Genomic DNA, 15,819 nt, shown 5'->3' with positions numbered 1-15,819 from the left:
GTTAGTTGAAACGAGGTGGGTGTCATGGGAGCACTGACGGGAATTCGTGTGCTTGACCTAAGCCGAGTACTGGCTGGCCCCTGGTGTAGCCAAGTATTGGCCGATCTTGGCGCGGATGTCGTCAAGGTAGAGCGCGTAGGGCGGGGCGATGACACGCGTGCTTGGGGCCCGCCATACATGAAAGATGCTCAGGGTAACGAGACTCCAGAAACCTCGTATTACCAATCCTCCAATCGCAATAAGCGCTCGGTGGCTGTCGATATTACCACCGCAAAAGGGCAGGAAGTTGTTCGTGCACTGGCGGCTGAGAGTGACGTGCTGGTCGAGAACTTCAAAGCGGGCTCCCTAAAGAAGTATGGGTTGGATTATGAATCACTCTCCAATCTCAATCCGAGATTAATCTACTGCTCCATTACGGGGTTTGGCCAGACAGGGCCTCGCGCGCAGGAACCTGGCTATGATTTCATTATCCAGGGAATGGGTGGGCTCATGAGCATCACCGGGGAGCGTGATGGCGTTCAGGGTGGCGGTGCGCAGAAAGTGGGGGTGGCTGTCACCGATGTGATGACAGGGCTTTACTCGGTTATTGCCATTCAGGCTGCGCTACTGGCACGTGAAAAATCTGGTCGCGGCCAGCATTGCGACATGGCGCTGCTGGATGTTCAAGTGGCGGCATTAGGCAACCAGAGCCAGAACTATCTAAGCACAGGCGTTTCACCTGGGCGCTATGGTAATGCGCATGCCAACATTGTGCCTTACAACTCCTTTCGTGCCAGTGATAAGGACTTCATTATTGCGTGTGGCAACGATTCTCAGTTTGCCGCGCTGTCCAGCGCTATTGGGTTGCCAGAGCTTTCTGCTGATCCTCGGTTTTCAAAGAATGAAAGTCGGGTCAGAAATAGAGATGCAATCACCCAGATTCTCTCAGAGCATTTTAAACGCGATACAGCGGAAGCGTGGGTAAAAAAAATCAGCAACGTCAGGGTACCTGTAGGGCTAATTAACGATATTGCCGACGCACTAGCAGAGCCCCAGGTGGATGCCCGTGGCATGCTGGTTAATATTCCCCATTCTCTGAATCCTGACTTCAAGATGGTGGGGAGCCCAATTCATCTTTCCGACACGCCCGTAGAGTACCGAAGACCAGCACCACTGCTGGGGCAAGATACTAACGATGTACTCACCGAGTATCTTGGTCTTTCGCCAGAACAGTTATCGCAGCTGAAGAATGACGGCGTACTGGGGTAACCCATGCTTCCAAGTTGCCGGCTACAGCTTGGGGGGTGACCTTTGCGAGGTTCTGCCAGTGCTCTAGGGTAGGCTGTAATGTTGAACACCAATTAAATATTATTATATGGGCGTGCATAATGAACGACACGATTAAACTATTGAAATCTCATCGCTCAATTAGAAAGTTTGAAGAGCGGGAAATTCCGCCGGCGTTATTGATCGAACTGATTCGTACCGGGCAAGCAGCAGCAACCTCCAGCCATATACAGGCATATAGCATAATACATGTCACCGATAAGCATTTACGCGACCAGTTAGTCGAGCTGACAGGTGGGCAAAAATACGTAGCGAGCAGCAGTGATTTCCTAGTCTTTTGTGCCGATATGAAGCGTCCACTTGAAGCGGCGAGAAGCACAGGAGAAAACGTCGTTAGTGGTATGACCGAGCAGCTTTTGGTTGCTACGGTAGACGTTTCATTGGTAGCACAAAACATCGCGATTGCGGCGGAGTCAGAAGGGCTAGGAATTTGCTACATAGGAGGTATACGCAATAATCCACAAGCCGTGAGCGAACTGCTAAGTTTGCCACACCATGTATACCCTGTCTTTGGTATGTGTATTGGTTATCCTGCACAAGATCCGGATATTAAGCCGCGGTTACCCGTTGAAGCTATCGTTAAAAAGAACAGATACAGTGATGATTCAGAGCATGTGAATGCTTTTAATCTCACCATGCATCACTATTACCAGACCCGCAAAGGGGGAAATAAAGTTTCAGACTGGTCTCAGAGTTTAGCCCCACTTTTTAATCAAAAGCTACGTTCGCATATGCAAGAGTTTCTTATTGATAAAGGTTTTGAGATGAAGTGAGGAATAGTTTTCAGATCTAATAGACCAGCTGTCGTCACTCTTTTGAGTGGCTGACTGGTTGATACAAGCTTATATCCAGCTGTTTATGGTGAGCCGTCTAGTTGAAGTATTTGATACAGGCGGCTTGCTTGGCTGGTTTGACGGATGCTCGCCGTTACGAAGCCTCGGTCATCAGGTTTTAACCTTTCATTTTAGCCTTTTTCCTCCATCAGTGCCCCTCGTTGAAATAACCTTACTAGCACATAGCCAATATAGTATGTTGTTCGAATAGCGTTCAATTAAGCGATTTTTAGACATTATGAAGACAGATTAAGCACTCAATGACACGTTATTATAGACATAACGACTTCAGACGATGACGTAATGCCATGAAAGGAGATAAGCAGTGGGACAACCAAAAGTAACGGTCCTTCACGGACCTAATTTAAATCTTTTAGGCGTTCGCCAACCAGACGTTTACGGCCATGAGACGCTGGACGATGTTAATAACGCTTTGGCTGAAACAGCTGGGAGACAGGGCTGGGATATAAGCTGTTTTCAAAGCAATCACGAGGGCGAATTAATTGATGCCATTCATGCGGCGCGTCTCGATGGCACGCTCGCTATCATCATCAACCCGGCCGCCTATACCCATACGTCTGTCGCTATCCTGGATGCGCTCAATGCCTTTGAAGGTAGGGTCATTGAGGTGCATATCTCAAATGTCCATAAACGCGAAAGCTTCCGTCACCACTCCTATGTCTCGCAGCGGGCAGATGGGGTCATTGCGGGGCTTGGGACAGAGGGGTACCAGGCTGCTTTAAACGCCATCATAAAATCCTGCGTTTAAACGGTACGCGAAGCCTTACGAGGGCAAAAAGCAGTACAAAGACCTAAAGATACCTCCTTCATGAAGAGCTGCGTAACGCCTGTGATCCGACGCTATACCTTGGTAGTAGCTTACGCCAAGTAGTGCGTGCACCTGCCTGGCTGAAGAATGAATAATTAACTGAAATTATAGAGTTTTTACCGATACATACAAAAGGGGAGGCTTAGCCTCCCCTTTTGTATGCGTGCTTGGTGGGGTTTGACGAGTGAATATGACGGGAGTAAATTGTTCGCACTACAAATCAAAGTTCGTTATTCGAACTTGTCGAGAGTCACTGCCAGGAGGAGACCTATGGCTGAGTTCTTGAGCTTGCATGACGCGGTAGCGCGCTACGTCGAAGACGGCGCCACCGTTGCCATGGAAGGCTTTACCCACCTGATTCCGTTTGCCGCGGGTCACGAAGTGATCCGTCAGAAAAAACGCGACCTGACGCTGATCCGCATGACCCCCGACATCATCTACGACCAGATGATTGGCGCGGGATGCGCAAAAAAAGTGATCTTCTCCTGGGGCGGTAACCCCGGTGTTGGCTCGCTGCACCGCCTGCGCGATGCGGTTGAGAAAGGCTGGCCGCGCAAGATCGAGATTCTTGAACATAGCCACGCGGCCATGGCCTGCGCCTTTGAAGCGGGCGCCGCGGGGTTGCCGCTGGCGGTTTTTCGCGGCTATATCGGCAGCGAATTGCCCAGTGTTAACGATCAAATCAAATTCATTGAGTGCCCCTTTACTGGGGAGCGCTTAGCCGCTGTGCCCTCAGTGCGCCCAGATGTCTCGATCATTCACGCCCAGCGGGCGGATCGCCAGGGCAATGTATTGGTAGAAGGCATTGTTGGCGTACAGAAGGAAGCCGTACTCGCCGCCAAGCACAGCATCGTCACGGTGGAAGAGATTGTTGATGACCTGGGGGCTACCCCCAACGCCTGCGTGATTCCCAGCTGGGCAATTAGTGCCGTTGCCGTGGCAGAAAAGGGCGCGCTGCCTTCGTATACCCATGGCTACTACGGCCGCAGCAACCGCTTCTATAAAGAGTGGGATGCCATCGCTCGTGACCGCGATACCTTTACGCAATGGATCGACAAGAATATCTACGGTGCAGAGGAGCAAGCCAAATGAGTCAGGAATACACCTCTTCTGAAATGATGACTGTGACCGCTGCCCGTGCGTTAGAAAATGGCATGACCTGCTTTGTGGGTATTGGTCTACCTTCTGAAGCCGCCAACCTGGCACGGCTAACCCATGCGCCTGAGGTAGTGCTGATTTATGAGTCCGGTACTCTGCAAACCAAGCCTGAGATTCTGCCGCTCTCTATTGGTGACGGTGAGCTGTGCGAATCAGCGCTGACCACGGTGGCCGTGCCAGAGATGTTCCGCTATTGGCTGCAGGGTGGAAAAGTGAACGTGGGCTTTTTGGGCACTGCGCAAATCGACCGTTTTGCTAACCTTAACACCACGCTTATTGGTGATTACAAAGCACCCAAGGTTCGTTTGCCGGGCGGCGGCGGTGCGCCGGAAATAGCCACCAACGCGGGTGAAGTCTTTATCACTCTGAAGCACTCCAAGCGCGCCTTTGTGAAAGATGTCGATTTCGTCACCACGCTAGGCTTTGGCCGCGACGGCAAAGGCCGCGACAACGTACCCAATATCGGCAAGGGCCCCACCCGGGTAATCACCGACCTGTGCGTGATGAAGCCCGATCCTGAGACCAAAGAGCTGGTGGTCGTCTCGCTGCACCCTGGCGTTAGCCGTGAAGACGTCATTGATGCCACCGGCTGGGAAATCCGCTTTGCCGAGCAGCTTGAGAGCACCCCTGAGCCCAGCGAAAACGAGCTAACGATTTTGCGTGAACTCAAAGCGCGCACTGAGCGGGCCCACGCGGACGCATAAAGGAGCTATTTATGAGCGATGTTGTTATGCAAGACGTCTTTCTATGTCATCCCCGCCGCACCGCCGTGGGACGTTTTGGTGGCACCCTGGCCAGCGTACGCCCCGATGATTTCGCCGCGACGATCTTTAAAGCCGTGTTGGCAGAAGCGCCGGATCTCGATCCTGCCGCCATTGATGAAGTGTTTATGGGCTGTGCCAATCAGGCGGGGGAAGACAACCGCAACGTGGCGCGCATGTCGTCGCTGCTGGCGGGCGTCCCGACCTCGGTACCCGGCACAACCATGAACCGCCTGTGTGGCTCGGGAATGGACGCAGTGGGCACGGCATTTCGTGCGATTAAAGCAGGCGAAATGGAGTTGGCACTAGCCGGTGGCGTGGAGTCCATGTCGCGAGCGCCCTACGTGATGGGCAAGGCCGATAGCGCCTTTGCCCGCACTCAAAAAATCGAAGACACCACCATTGGCTGGCGCTTGGTCAACCCGCTGATGAAGAAAACCTACGGCATTGATTCGATGCCGGAAACGGCAGAAAACGTCGCCGAGCAGTTCGCTATCTCTCGTGAAGACCAGGACGCTTTTGCCTTGCGCTCCCAGCAGAAAGCCGCTGCCGCTCAAAAAGCGGGGCGCTTTGCCCAAGAGATCACCGCCATCGAGATTCCCCGCCGCAAGCAGGCGCCGCTGATCTTTGATCAGGATGAGCACCTGCGCGAAACCTCCCTGGAAAAACTGGCCGGTTTGCCTACGCCGTTTCGTGAAGGCGGTAGCGTTACCGCAGGTAATGCGTCGGGCGTTAACGATGGCGCCGCAGCCATGCTGGTAGCCAGTGGGGCGGCAGTTAAGCAGCACGGTCTTAAACCGATGGCGAAAATTATCGGCATGGCCACCGCTGGCGTTGAGCCACGTATTATGGGCTATGGTCCGGTACCGGCGGTGCAGAAACTGCTCAAGCGCACCGGCATCTCGATGGATGAGATTGATGTATTTGAGTTCAACGAAGCGTTTGCCGCCCAGGCGCTGGCCTGTATGCGCGACTTGGGCCTTAAAGACGACGACCCCCGCGTGAACCCCAACGGCGGCGCGATTGCTCTGGGCCACCCGCTGGGTATGTCCGGTGCGCGTCTGTTAATGACCGCTGCCCATGAGCTGCAAAACAGCGGCAAGCGCTACGCGCTATGTACCATGTGCGTGGGTGTGGGCCAGGGCATTGCCACGCTGATTGAACGCGTTTAACGGAGACCGTCATGGCATTTCATACCATTAACGGCCGCAGTGTGGCTTATCGGCTGCTCGGCGCAGAAGTGAACCCGCTGGTCGTACTGGCGCATCCTTTGGGCATGAGCCAGGCAGTATGGGATGACGTGATTCCCGCACTGCTGGCTCGCTATCGGGTGCTGACCTGGGATCTCCCCGGCCACGGTGCCAGCCAAGCGGTCAGCGGTGCACAAATCACCCCTGCTGACCTAGCGGCGGAGGCATTGGCGCTGGTAGAACTTGCGGGCGCGCAGCGCTTTCACTTTGCCGGTACGTCCATTGGGGGTGTGGTTGGCCAGCAGTTGATTGCTGAGCATAGCGATCGGCTGCTCTCTGCCACGTTGACCAATACCGGCGCAGTGATCGGCAATCCTGATCTCTGGAGCACCCGCGCAGGCCGAGTGCGCCAGGAAGGCCTGGCAGCGATGTCTGAAGAGATCGTGCCGCGCTGGTTTGCACCAAAGGCCTTTGAGGAAAGTCCAGCGCTGAAAGCAGGATGGTGCGTACAAATGGGCCGTGGCGACGATGAGTCCTACGCCCAGCTATGCGAAATGCTTGGTCGTGATACGTTCACTGGAAAGCTTTCAGGTAAGAACGTTTCTCATAAGGTCAGGGTACAGCTGTTTGGTGGCAGTGAAGATATGGCCACGCCGCCCGCAACGTTGGAAGCCTTGGCTGCGGAACTCGACGGCGCGCCGTTGGAGATATTTGACGGTGTGGGTCATGTGCCGTCGGTAGAGGCTCCGGTGCTGTTTGCGCAAAAGCTTATTGCTGTGCTTTCAACCGGTTCGAACAACGGTGTGGCGTAAGCCTCCGGACTGGAGGCTCGCAAATAGGTATAGGCAGAGAGAAGCACTCCTATAACCGCATACCCGTCATGCCCACTAAGCGCTAGAGACACACTACGATACTCTAGCGTTTGGTGGGCATGACGTTAGCGCTTCTATAGATTCGACGATCTGCCGCGCTCGTTAGCTATTAAGAGCCTGCGAGAAAACGCGGCGGAGTCGATAGAGCAGAGCTGTTATGCGTCACCTTGGTGTATAGAGGAAGGATGGCCGCATAATGGCTTCACATGGATATCCATATAAGGAAACAGCGGCAAACCGCTAATAAGATCGTGGAGTTCAGCATTGTCACTGACGTCGAAGATGCTGACGTTGGCGTAGCTGCCAACGATCCGCCATAGGTGGCGCCATTTGCCTTGCCGTTGTAGCTCCTGAGAGTAGGCTTTCTCCTTTGCTTTGATGTCAGCTACTTGCTCGGCGGGCATATCCGACGGCAGTTTTACGACCATTTCTACATGAAACAGCATTGCACTTCTCCATGGGTAGTTGTGCTGCAGGTATTCGCGCTACAGAGTGTTTTTTCGATTTAAATAGGCTTGTCGCCAGCGCACGATTTTAACCTCGGCGAATAGCCCCGCCTGGTGGAATGGGTCGGACTCGATGAAGTGCTCGGCCTCCTCACGGCTATCCAAGTCGACTAGGTAGATACCGCCAGACGCCGTTTCGCCATCATCGGAAAGCTTGGCGCCACAGGCCAGCAAGGTCACTACGTTGGCATCCAGATACTCCAGGTGGGCTTGGCGTACCTCCAGGCGTAGGGCCTGACAGTCGGGCTTGTCGAAGGTTTCGATCAAAAAAGGCATGGGGCAGTCCCGTAAGTCAAGAGTCGTTAAGAGTGGATAAGAATGGTTAGGCGCCGAGGTAGCCCCAGATCAGCATCGCGCTGGCATAGATGACCCCGAGGTAGATTAGGATCAGCACCATGTAGCCCATCACATCACGTAACTTCAAGCCGGAGATGGCTAACACTGGGAGGATCCAGAACGGCTGAACCATGTTGCTCCACTGGTCACCAATTTGGACGGCCAGCGCCGTGGCTGTCTGGGAAGCACCAAGTTCTGTGGCGGCTTGAACCATAACGGGACCTTGGACAGCCCATTGGCCGCCACCGGATGGTGCCAGCAGGTTGATGATGGCGCCGCTGATGAATGACCAAATAGGCAAGGTTTGCGCACTGGATATATCAACGAAGGTATTGGCGAACGAAACCACCAGCCCTGACCCCACGAGAATTCCCATGATCCCAGCGTAGAAAGGGTACTGCACGATGATGCCAGAGACGATACGAATCCCATCCGCCAAGGCGGCTAGGTAGTTGGCAGGCGAGGCAAATAGCAATATACCCAAGAACAGGAAGGCGAAATTGATGGTATTAAGGTTCAGCGAACCGCCATCGAATGCATACAGTGCAATATACAGCATGCCTAGCGCGCCGATGCCAATGCCCACCACTTTGCTGCGATTCAAACGTTCGGCGATGGTGGTTTTTGTGTCGTCGGGCAGCGGGGCTGCTGAGGGCTTGGCTACCGTGGCTGGATCGATTTCGACGATATCTTCGGCTTGCTTGGGATGCAGCCAGGCATTGAAGAAAGGAAGAGTGAGAAGAATGAGGGCGCTGGTGATCAAAAGAATGGGCGAGAAAATTGTTTCGCTCAGCGGGATTAATCCAATCGTATCCTGAAGAAAGTGCCCTTCGGTGGCGATCAGTAGCGGCACGCTGCCAGACAGGCCGATACCATAAAGAGCAAAGCCAGAATACGCCGCAGCGATCACTAGAGGGTAATGTAAGCCTTTCACGTTAAGCGCCAACTTCTGGGCGACTATACCGCCGATGACCAAGCCGAAACCCCAGTTTAGCCAGCTACCGATACCTCCCACCAGAGTGGCAACAATAATCGCGACGAAGGGCGTTGTGACGCGTGCCGCGACGCGGTTGAGTATGCCGTCAACCAAGGGCGTTTTGGCCAGGATATAGCCCGCTAGGAGGATGACCGTCATTTGCATGCTGAAGGCCAGCAAGTCCCAGAAACCATCGCCCCAATAACGCACTGCATTCAAGGGGCTGGTGCCCTGCATTAGCACTGCCAGGAGCATTGTGAGCATGGTTAGAAGGATAGCGATGACGAGAGGATCGGGCATGTAGCGGTTAACGAGCCGGGTGAAGAAATTTGCCAGCGCATTCATAGGAAGCCCTCTTATTGTCGGCGTGTCTGTCATTGGCTATTATGTACGCATAGCGCACATAAGTTCGTTTTTCGTGGGTGATCTTTGACCTACGACCAACTTTATTCAATGCGACATTTGTCTAGCACTTGAATGGTCTCAAGCTAGGCGAAGGAGGAAATACTGATGCAGGACGGTTCATTGCAAGCTGCTGTGGTAGGTGCGGGAACCATGGGCACTACGCTGGCCAAGTTAATGGCGGCGCATGGAGTCAAGGTTACTGTGGTTGATACCAACCCGAAGGTATTGGAAGCCAGTCGCTTGAATGTGGGGGAGAGTGCCGAGATCATTCGCTTTACCACGAATTTGGAGGTGGCGAAGAGTGCTGATTTTGTCATCGAGAGCGTGACAGAAAACGTCGCGATTAAGCGGAAGGTCGTGGCGCAAATCGAGTCTGAAGTGGCCGATACTTGTATCATCGTGACCAATACATCGGGTATTCCGATTGATGACATCGGAAGTGCCATGCGGGTGCCGCAACGGTTCCTGGGGACGCACTTCTTTAACCCGGCGGATATCATACCCGCCGTGGAAGTGGTGCCAGGCAGCCATACCGAGGCGGCAGTAGTGGAAAAGGTGTGCGGTTGGCTAAAACGTTGGGGGAAACGCCCTGCGGTACTGAATACCTGTGTACCTGGCTTCGTCGCTAACCGGATCCAGCATGCGGTGATGCGTGAATGCCTTTCCTTGTTGGAAAAAGGGGTAGTGGAGGCCGAAGCGCTGGATGATATCGTGCAGTACTCCATTGGCGTGCGTATGGCGTTGAATGGCCCCTTATGTCAGCGCGACCTTAACGGGTTGGACACCCATCTGAATATCGCCCATTACCTCTATGCGGATCTCGAAGCACGTCAGCAACCTGCCGCTCTGCTTGAAGAGTATGTGGCTCAAGGTCGCCTAGGTGCCAAGGCTGGACGAGGTTTCTACCAGTGGAGTGATGAGACGCGGGCCCAGCACCAGGCCCGGGAGCGGGAAAACCTGCAACGTATCATTGAAATCGCTACCCAACATGCCGGTGGAGACAAGCCATGAATCAGCCTCGCTGGAAGAAACGTCCTGAAGGTAGCAACTGGGGCGAGTTTGGCCCTGACGATCAACTGGGGCGAGTCAACCTGATCGGTACCGAGCAGGTGCTCAAAGGTGTTAAGGAAGTCCACGAAGGGGTGACATTCTGTTTGTCGCTACCTCTGGATATCCCCGGTGGAAAGGTATTGAACCCCCGTCGTTCGCCTCCGAAGCTAACCCCGACAGCCTTGGGTGATGACCAGTACATCAACTTTCCCCTGGCGACTCATAGCCCCGCGCTGCATGACGTTATCAGTGATGATCAAGTTCAGCTATCGTTGCAGTACTCTACGCAGTGGGACTCCCTGGCTCATGTGGGCGCTCTGTTCGATGGCGATGGCGATGGCACGCCGGAACGCCGCTACTACAACGGCTACCTGGCCGAGCAGGATGTGCTCGATCTGAGCGGAGAATCGGCCCAATGGCACGACTCCTATGCTAGACGCCTGGGGATCGAGACACTGGCGACACATGGCATGCAGGGCCGGGCCGTATTGGTCGATCTGGTGAGAGTTTTCGGTGCAGGAAGAACGCTGGTAGGGCACCTGGAGTTGATGGATGCGCTGAAACAGCTAAACGTGGTGGTGGAGCGCGGCGATATGCTGGTATTGCGCACCGGGTTCGCCGAGGCGTTGTTGGATATGCAGGGTACGCCGCAGCCAGAGGTGCTGAAAAACACCGGGGCAGTGCTTGATGGCAGTGATTCAGCCTTGCTGGAGTGGATCACTGACAGCGGCATTGCGGCGATCTGTGCGGATAATTATGCGGTGGAAAACTTAGACCGTGAGTTGGCGCAGAGCTGTTGCTCTAAACTTCCATTGCACCACCACTGCCTGTTCAAACTCGGATTGCCGCTGGCGGAGTTATGGTATCTGAAAGATTTAGCGGAATGGTTGCATAGCCGCCAGCGCAACCGGTTCTTGCTGACGGCGCCACCGCTTCGGCTGCCAGGCGCCATTGGCTCGCCGGTGACGCCTGTGGCAACCGTATAGTGATGAGTTTGCCGCGGCGCTAGAGAGCGTTAGAGGCACCTTCGACAATGGGAGTGCTTACGCCTGGGTGATAAGCTCGTAGGTCTGATCAACTCGACCGTTAAGGCAAACTCACAGTGAGCAGAAAGATTTGGCTGTATGCGCTGGTTCTGGCCTCTTTAATCGTGCTGAGCCTTTTAGGGTTATGGTGGTTATGGCATTGGCAATACAGCCACGCTGAAGCGGATGCCCAGCGTCACGCGAATACGCGTCTAGCGCTCTACACCAGCAGCCTGCAAGGTGCGCTTGAGCGCTTTACCTACCTGCCTGACTTACTGGCCCAGCAGCCTTTAGTCCAGGCTGCCCTGCGCGAACCTAGTGAGCTATTGCTGTCGCCTGTTAATCAGCATTTGGCAGAGGTCGCTGAGCGTTCGGGCGCTGACGCCATCTTTCTGATGAATGAGCAAGGCGTCACCCTGGCCAGCAGCAACTATGCACTCGAGCAAAGTTTCATTGGCCATGATTATCACTTTCGCCCCTATTTTTACGATGCCATGCAGAGCGGTAGCGGTGAATTCTTTGCGATAGGTGATACAACCGGACAGCCGGGTTATTTCACCTCTTATGTCGTTACGCTTGGCGACGACACTGCCTCTGCGGGTGTCTTGGTGGTTAAGGTCTCACTGGAAGCGCTTCAAGAGGATTGGCGTCGAGCACAAGAGCACGTCATTTTGTCGGACGCTAATGGCGTTGTGATACTTTCTAGCCGCGAGCAGTGGCGGTTTCAGCACATAGATGGGCTTTCTGATGATGCTTTGGCGCAGATTAGCGCCCAACGTCAATTTCTCGATAAACCGCTTTCCCCACTCGGTCAGCGCCTGCATGACGATACGCTGGTAATAGGCAACCAAGCACAAGGAGGAGGCGAGCGTTTTCTGGTCGCTTCCCTGCCGCTTGCGACACTGGGTTGGTCGATGCATTATCTCAGCCCGGTGCGCCCACTTTATATCAGTGCTCGCAATGTACTCCTGGCGGGCTTAGTCACGCTTTCCGCTCTTTTGTTGTTTGGCTTGTGGTTGCGTGAACGCCAAAAACGCCAACACATGCGCGATGCTCAGGCGAAAATCATCCAGCAAACCAATATTCGCTTGGAAGAACGTGTCCAGGAACGCACCCAGGCCTTAGAGGATGCGCAAGCTGAACTGGTCCAAGCGGGTAAATTGGCCGCTTTGGGGACCATGGCGGCAGGCATTGCCCATGAGCTTAATCAACCTCTTTCAGGCATCCGCACTTATGCTGCCAACGGTGAGCGATTGCTGGCGCTTGGCCGTCAGGAAATGGCAGCCGACAACTTCCAACGTATACAGGTATTGAGCAAACGTCTCGCTCGGTTAATCGAGCAGCTAAAACTGTTTGCTCGCAAGGGCGAGAGCCGGGAGAGTGTGGACCTTCCCACCAGCCTGAACTTCGTACTAGAGCTACTCGAGGAGCGTTTCCAGCAGCAAAAAGTGCGTTTGGAGCGTGACGGCGATTGGCCGCAGTCACTCTGGGTACGCGGCGATGACGTTCGCCTTGAGCAGTTGCTCACCAACCTGCTGCGTAATGCGCTGGATGCGTTGAACGACATACCCAATGGCGTCATTCGTCTGCATGTTGAGGTAACTACGGAGCAAGTGCGGTTGACGATCCATGACAATGGCCCTGGCTTGCCTCAAGAAGTGATCGAGCAGATGTTCGACCCATTCTTTACAACTAAACCGGTTGGGGAAGGCTTAGGATTGGGGCTGTTTATTAGTTACGGCATTGCTCAGGATCTTGGCGGTAAACTCAGCGCTGGTAATCACCCCGCTGGGGGCGCTTGGTTTCGTCTGACATTACCGCATGGTGAGGAGACACCTTCATGACGCAAGCATCTTCTAGCACCTTAGCTCGACTATCGGCTGCTTCTCTGCCCGTCTGGCTAGTGGACGATGAAGCTGATGTCCGTGACTCTCTTAGCCAATGGTTGGAGGTGTCGGGATTAGAGGTTCGCACGTTTTCACGTGCCGGTAAGGCGCTGAATGCACTTCAAAACGGTCAGCCGTGTGGTGTCGTCGTCAGTGATATCAAGATGCCCGAGATGGATGGCTTGGCCTTGTTTGCCGCCGTGCAAGCACTCGATACGCCGCCCCCGGTGATTCTTATCACGGGCCACGGCGATGTCCCCATGGCGGTTGCGGCGATTCAGCAGGGGGCCTGGGATTTTGTGCAAAAGCCCTTCGACCCTGAACGCCTTGAAGAGTGTGTACGACGAGCACTAGAGCATCGGGCCCTGGCGCTGGAAAACCTGCAGTTACAGCAGGCATTACGGCATAACTATTTAAGCACGCGCCTGCTCGGCGATTCTGCGCTGATGCAACTACTACGGCGCCAAGTGGAAAACTTAGCTGCTAGCCGCGCCAACGTGGTTATCAATGGTGAAACGGGCAGCGGCAAGGAAGTTGTGGCTCGCGCCTTGCACGACTTTGGCAGCGGTAGCCAAGGCGCTTTTGTGGCGTTGAACTGTGGCGCCATGAACAGTGAATTAATTGAATCAGAGCTGTTCGGGCATGAAAAAGGCGCCTTTACCGGGGCGGGAGAGCGGCGTATAGGCCTGCTGGAAACCGCTAGCCACGGCACCCTCTTTTTGGATGAAATAGAATCACTGCCACTGTCTGCTCAGGTTAAGCTGTTGCGCGCACTGCAGGAAGGTGAAATTACTCGGCTAGGCAGCAATCAAGTTATCCACCTCCATCTTCGGGTCGTGGCGGCCAGTAAAGAGAACTTGCTGGAAATGGTCTCGCAAGGAGATTTTCGCGAGGATCTTTATTATCGCTTGGCGATTGCTGAGCTGGCGATTCCCCCCTTGCGTGAGCGCCGCGAAGATATTCCCTTGCTGTTTCGTCACTTCTGCCATCAAGCTGCTGATGTTCACGAAAGGCCGCTACGCGAACCCACCACAGAACTGCTGACTGCCCTCGGTAATCATCGGTGGCCTGGAAACCTCCGCGAACTGCGTAATATTGCCACGCGCTTTATTCTTGGGCTGGATCTGCCCTGGCAGCGCTCGTCTATGCCGTCACACCAAGCGTCTGCACTCTCTGTGCGTATGGAAGTATTTGAGGCTACCGTCTTGAAAGAAGCGCTACAGCGCCATCATGGCAATATTCAAGCGGTACTCGACGAACTCGATCTGCCTCGCCGTACACTCAATCAGAAAATGCAGCGTCACCAGTTACGCCGCGAAGACTTTCTCGCGACCTAAACGATTGATTCAAGCGTCAATGTGCCAGGACTGATTCATCGGCCATTTTTTGCCGATGAGGGCAAAAGTCATCGGCAAAAAATGGCCGATGTTTGTTCAGGCGTCTTCGCCTTTTGTCGTAGAAGTAAAATTATAATATATTGATTTTTATATCTTTGTTTAAAGTTGGCTAGCTTCTCGCTCTATTGGGGAAGGAGTAGTGATTACTCCAACAATTCCAATAAGCTGGGAGCAACACCATGCTGAAACGCCAATTTCTTAAAACCGCTCTTTGTCTCGCTACCGCCGCTGCATTCGGCGTCAGTGCCTCCGCTGTTACCGCTCAGGAACCTACCGAGGGCGGACAATACATCATGGGCACTGCCACCACCGGTGGCACGTTCTATCCAGTAGGCGTCGCGCTTTCTACACTGATACGTGTCAAGCTCGAGCCTACCCACGGCATCTCCGTTTCTGCCATCAGCTCGGCGGGTTCAGCGGAAAACTTGCGCTTGATGGATGATGACCAGGCTCAATTCGGCATTCTGCAAGCGCTCTACGGCGCCTGGGCATGGTCCGGTGAGGGGCCAGTGCCCAAAGCCTATGACAACGTACGCTCAGTTTCTATGCTGTGGCAGAACGTCGAACACTTTGTGATGCGTGACGCACTGGTCGATACTGGCACCATCGATGACTTGGCCCAGCTATACGGGCGCGGTTTCTCTATTGGTGCGCGCAATTCCGGTACCGAAGGCTCTGGTCGGCAAATTCTTGCCGGTCTGGAGATTGATCCAGAGCAGATGGATATTGCCTACCTGGGCTACAGTGCCAGCGCCGATTCCATGCAGAACGGCAATATAGACGGTATGAACATACCGGCAGGCGTTCCGGCCTCTGCCGTGACCAGCGCCTATGCCAATATGGGCGATGACATTACCACGCTGAACGTGACCGCTGAGCAACTTGAGCGCATTAACAGCCAGTACCCAGTGTGGAGCGCTTTCGAAATTCCCGCCGACACTTACCCTGGTCAGGATGCCCCGATCAATACCATTTCCCAGCCCAATATTTTGGTGGTTAACGCCGATGTTCCTGAAGAGCATGTGTACCAGATCACCAAAGCCATGTTCGAGAACCTGCCGTTTCTAAACAACATTCACCCGGCAACGCGTGATATGGCTCTGGAAAAAGCGCTCGACGGCCTGCCGATACCACTGCATGCCGGTGCCGCGCGCTATTTCCGTGAACAAGGAATTGAAATTCCCGAGCATCTTCTCGAAGGCTGAAGGCCTATCGCCCTGCATCTGCCTGGCATAAGCCGGGCGGATGGCCTCCCTATGCCTTACTTAG

15 protein-coding genes are annotated in these 15,819 nt (G+C 54.2%); 12 read left to right on the top strand and 3 right to left on the bottom strand.

The genetic code is table 11. The features are described from left to right. Positions 1-24: 24 nt before the first annotated feature. The 7 genes from NDQ72_18805 (at position 25) to NDQ72_18775 (ending at position 6,909) form a co-directional block, all read left to right on the top strand. Positions 25-1,248: a CoA transferase gene (locus NDQ72_18805; protein ID WKD28062.1), complete on the top strand. Its 1,224-nt coding sequence runs from the start codon at positions 25-27 to the stop codon at positions 1,246-1,248. 119 nt (positions 1,249-1,367) lie between these two features. Beyond that, a complete protein-coding gene (gene nfsA, locus NDQ72_18800; protein ID WKD28061.1) occupies positions 1,368-2,099 on the top strand; it encodes an oxygen-insensitive NADPH nitroreductase in 732 nt (243 codons plus the stop codon). 385 nt (positions 2,100-2,484) lie between these two features. Next, the gene (gene aroQ, locus NDQ72_18795; protein ID WKD28060.1) at positions 2,485-2,928 is read left to right on the top strand and encodes a type II 3-dehydroquinate dehydratase; all 444 of its coding nucleotides are present in this window, start codon (positions 2,485-2,487) and stop codon (positions 2,926-2,928) included. A 330-nt stretch (positions 2,929-3,258) separates the two neighbouring features. Beyond that, the gene (locus NDQ72_18790; protein ID WKD28059.1) at positions 3,259-4,080 is read left to right on the top strand and encodes a CoA transferase subunit A; all 822 of its coding nucleotides are present in this window, start codon (positions 3,259-3,261) and stop codon (positions 4,078-4,080) included. Then, positions 4,077-4,850: a CoA-transferase subunit beta gene (locus NDQ72_18785; GenBank protein ID WKD28058.1), complete on the top strand. Its 774-nt coding sequence runs from the start codon at positions 4,077-4,079 to the stop codon at positions 4,848-4,850. The genes NDQ72_18790 and NDQ72_18785 overlap by 4 nt, the downstream gene beginning before the upstream one ends. Before the next feature lie 26 nt (positions 4,851-4,876). Continuing rightward, positions 4,877-6,079, top strand: a complete 1,203-nt coding sequence (gene pcaF, locus NDQ72_18780) for a 3-oxoadipyl-CoA thiolase (protein WKD30444.1) — start codon at positions 4,877-4,879, stop codon at positions 6,077-6,079. An 11-nt stretch (positions 6,080-6,090) separates the two neighbouring features. Then, entirely contained in the window at positions 6,091-6,909 is an 819-nt protein-coding gene (locus tag NDQ72_18775; GenBank protein WKD28057.1) for an alpha/beta fold hydrolase, read from the top strand. Positions 6,910-7,124: 215 nt separating this feature from the next. Here NDQ72_18775 and catC read toward each other — a convergent pair whose 3' ends face one another. Genes catC through NDQ72_18760 form a run of 3 tightly spaced genes read right to left on the bottom strand, consistent with a single transcriptional unit; the run spans position 7,125 to position 9,132 of the window. Next, positions 7,125-7,415 carry a muconolactone Delta-isomerase gene (gene catC / locus NDQ72_18770; protein WKD28056.1) on the bottom strand — a complete coding sequence of 97 codons (291 nt, stop codon included), beginning with the start codon at positions 7,413-7,415 and terminating at the stop codon, positions 7,125-7,127. 39 nt (positions 7,416-7,454) lie between these two features. Continuing rightward, the gene (locus tag NDQ72_18765; protein ID WKD28055.1) at positions 7,455-7,751 is read right to left on the bottom strand and encodes a YciI family protein; all 297 of its coding nucleotides are present in this window, start codon (positions 7,749-7,751) and stop codon (positions 7,455-7,457) included. A gap of 46 nt (positions 7,752-7,797) precedes the next feature. Beyond that, positions 7,798-9,132, bottom strand: a complete 1,335-nt coding sequence (locus NDQ72_18760) for a TIGR00366 family protein (GenBank protein ID WKD28054.1) — start codon at positions 9,130-9,132, stop codon at positions 7,798-7,800. A 165-nt stretch (positions 9,133-9,297) separates the two neighbouring features. Here NDQ72_18760 and NDQ72_18755 point away from each other — a divergent pair, with 165 nt between their 5' ends. From NDQ72_18755 to NDQ72_18735, 5 genes are all read left to right on the top strand, one after another. Continuing rightward, positions 9,298-10,203, top strand: a complete 906-nt coding sequence (locus NDQ72_18755; protein WKD28053.1) for a 3-hydroxyacyl-CoA dehydrogenase NAD-binding domain-containing protein — start codon at positions 9,298-9,300, stop codon at positions 10,201-10,203. Continuing rightward, positions 10,200-11,228 (top strand): cyclase family protein, encoded by a 1,029-nt coding sequence (locus NDQ72_18750; protein ID WKD28052.1) that lies wholly within the window; start codon positions 10,200-10,202, stop codon positions 11,226-11,228. The genes NDQ72_18755 and NDQ72_18750 overlap by 4 nt, the downstream gene beginning before the upstream one ends. Positions 11,229-11,344: 116 nt before the next feature. Then, a complete protein-coding gene (locus tag NDQ72_18745; GenBank protein WKD28051.1) occupies positions 11,345-13,111 on the top strand; it encodes an ATP-binding protein in 1,767 nt (588 codons plus the stop codon). Continuing rightward, positions 13,108-14,490, top strand: coding sequence for a sigma-54 dependent transcriptional regulator (locus NDQ72_18740; protein ID WKD28050.1), 1,383 nt, complete (start codon positions 13,108-13,110; stop codon positions 14,488-14,490). Before NDQ72_18745 ends, NDQ72_18740 begins: the two co-directional genes overlap by 4 nt. Positions 14,491-14,729: 239 nt before the next feature. Then, positions 14,730-15,755, top strand: coding sequence for a TAXI family TRAP transporter solute-binding subunit (locus tag NDQ72_18735; protein WKD28049.1), 1,026 nt, complete (start codon positions 14,730-14,732; stop codon positions 15,753-15,755). Positions 15,756-15,819 lie beyond the last annotated feature (64 nt).

This window comes from Halomonas sp. KG2, from assembly GCA_030440445.1.
Classification (GTDB): Bacteria; Pseudomonadota; Gammaproteobacteria; order Pseudomonadales; family Halomonadaceae; genus Vreelandella.
This window is presented reverse-complemented; position numbering and strand designations above follow the sequence as displayed.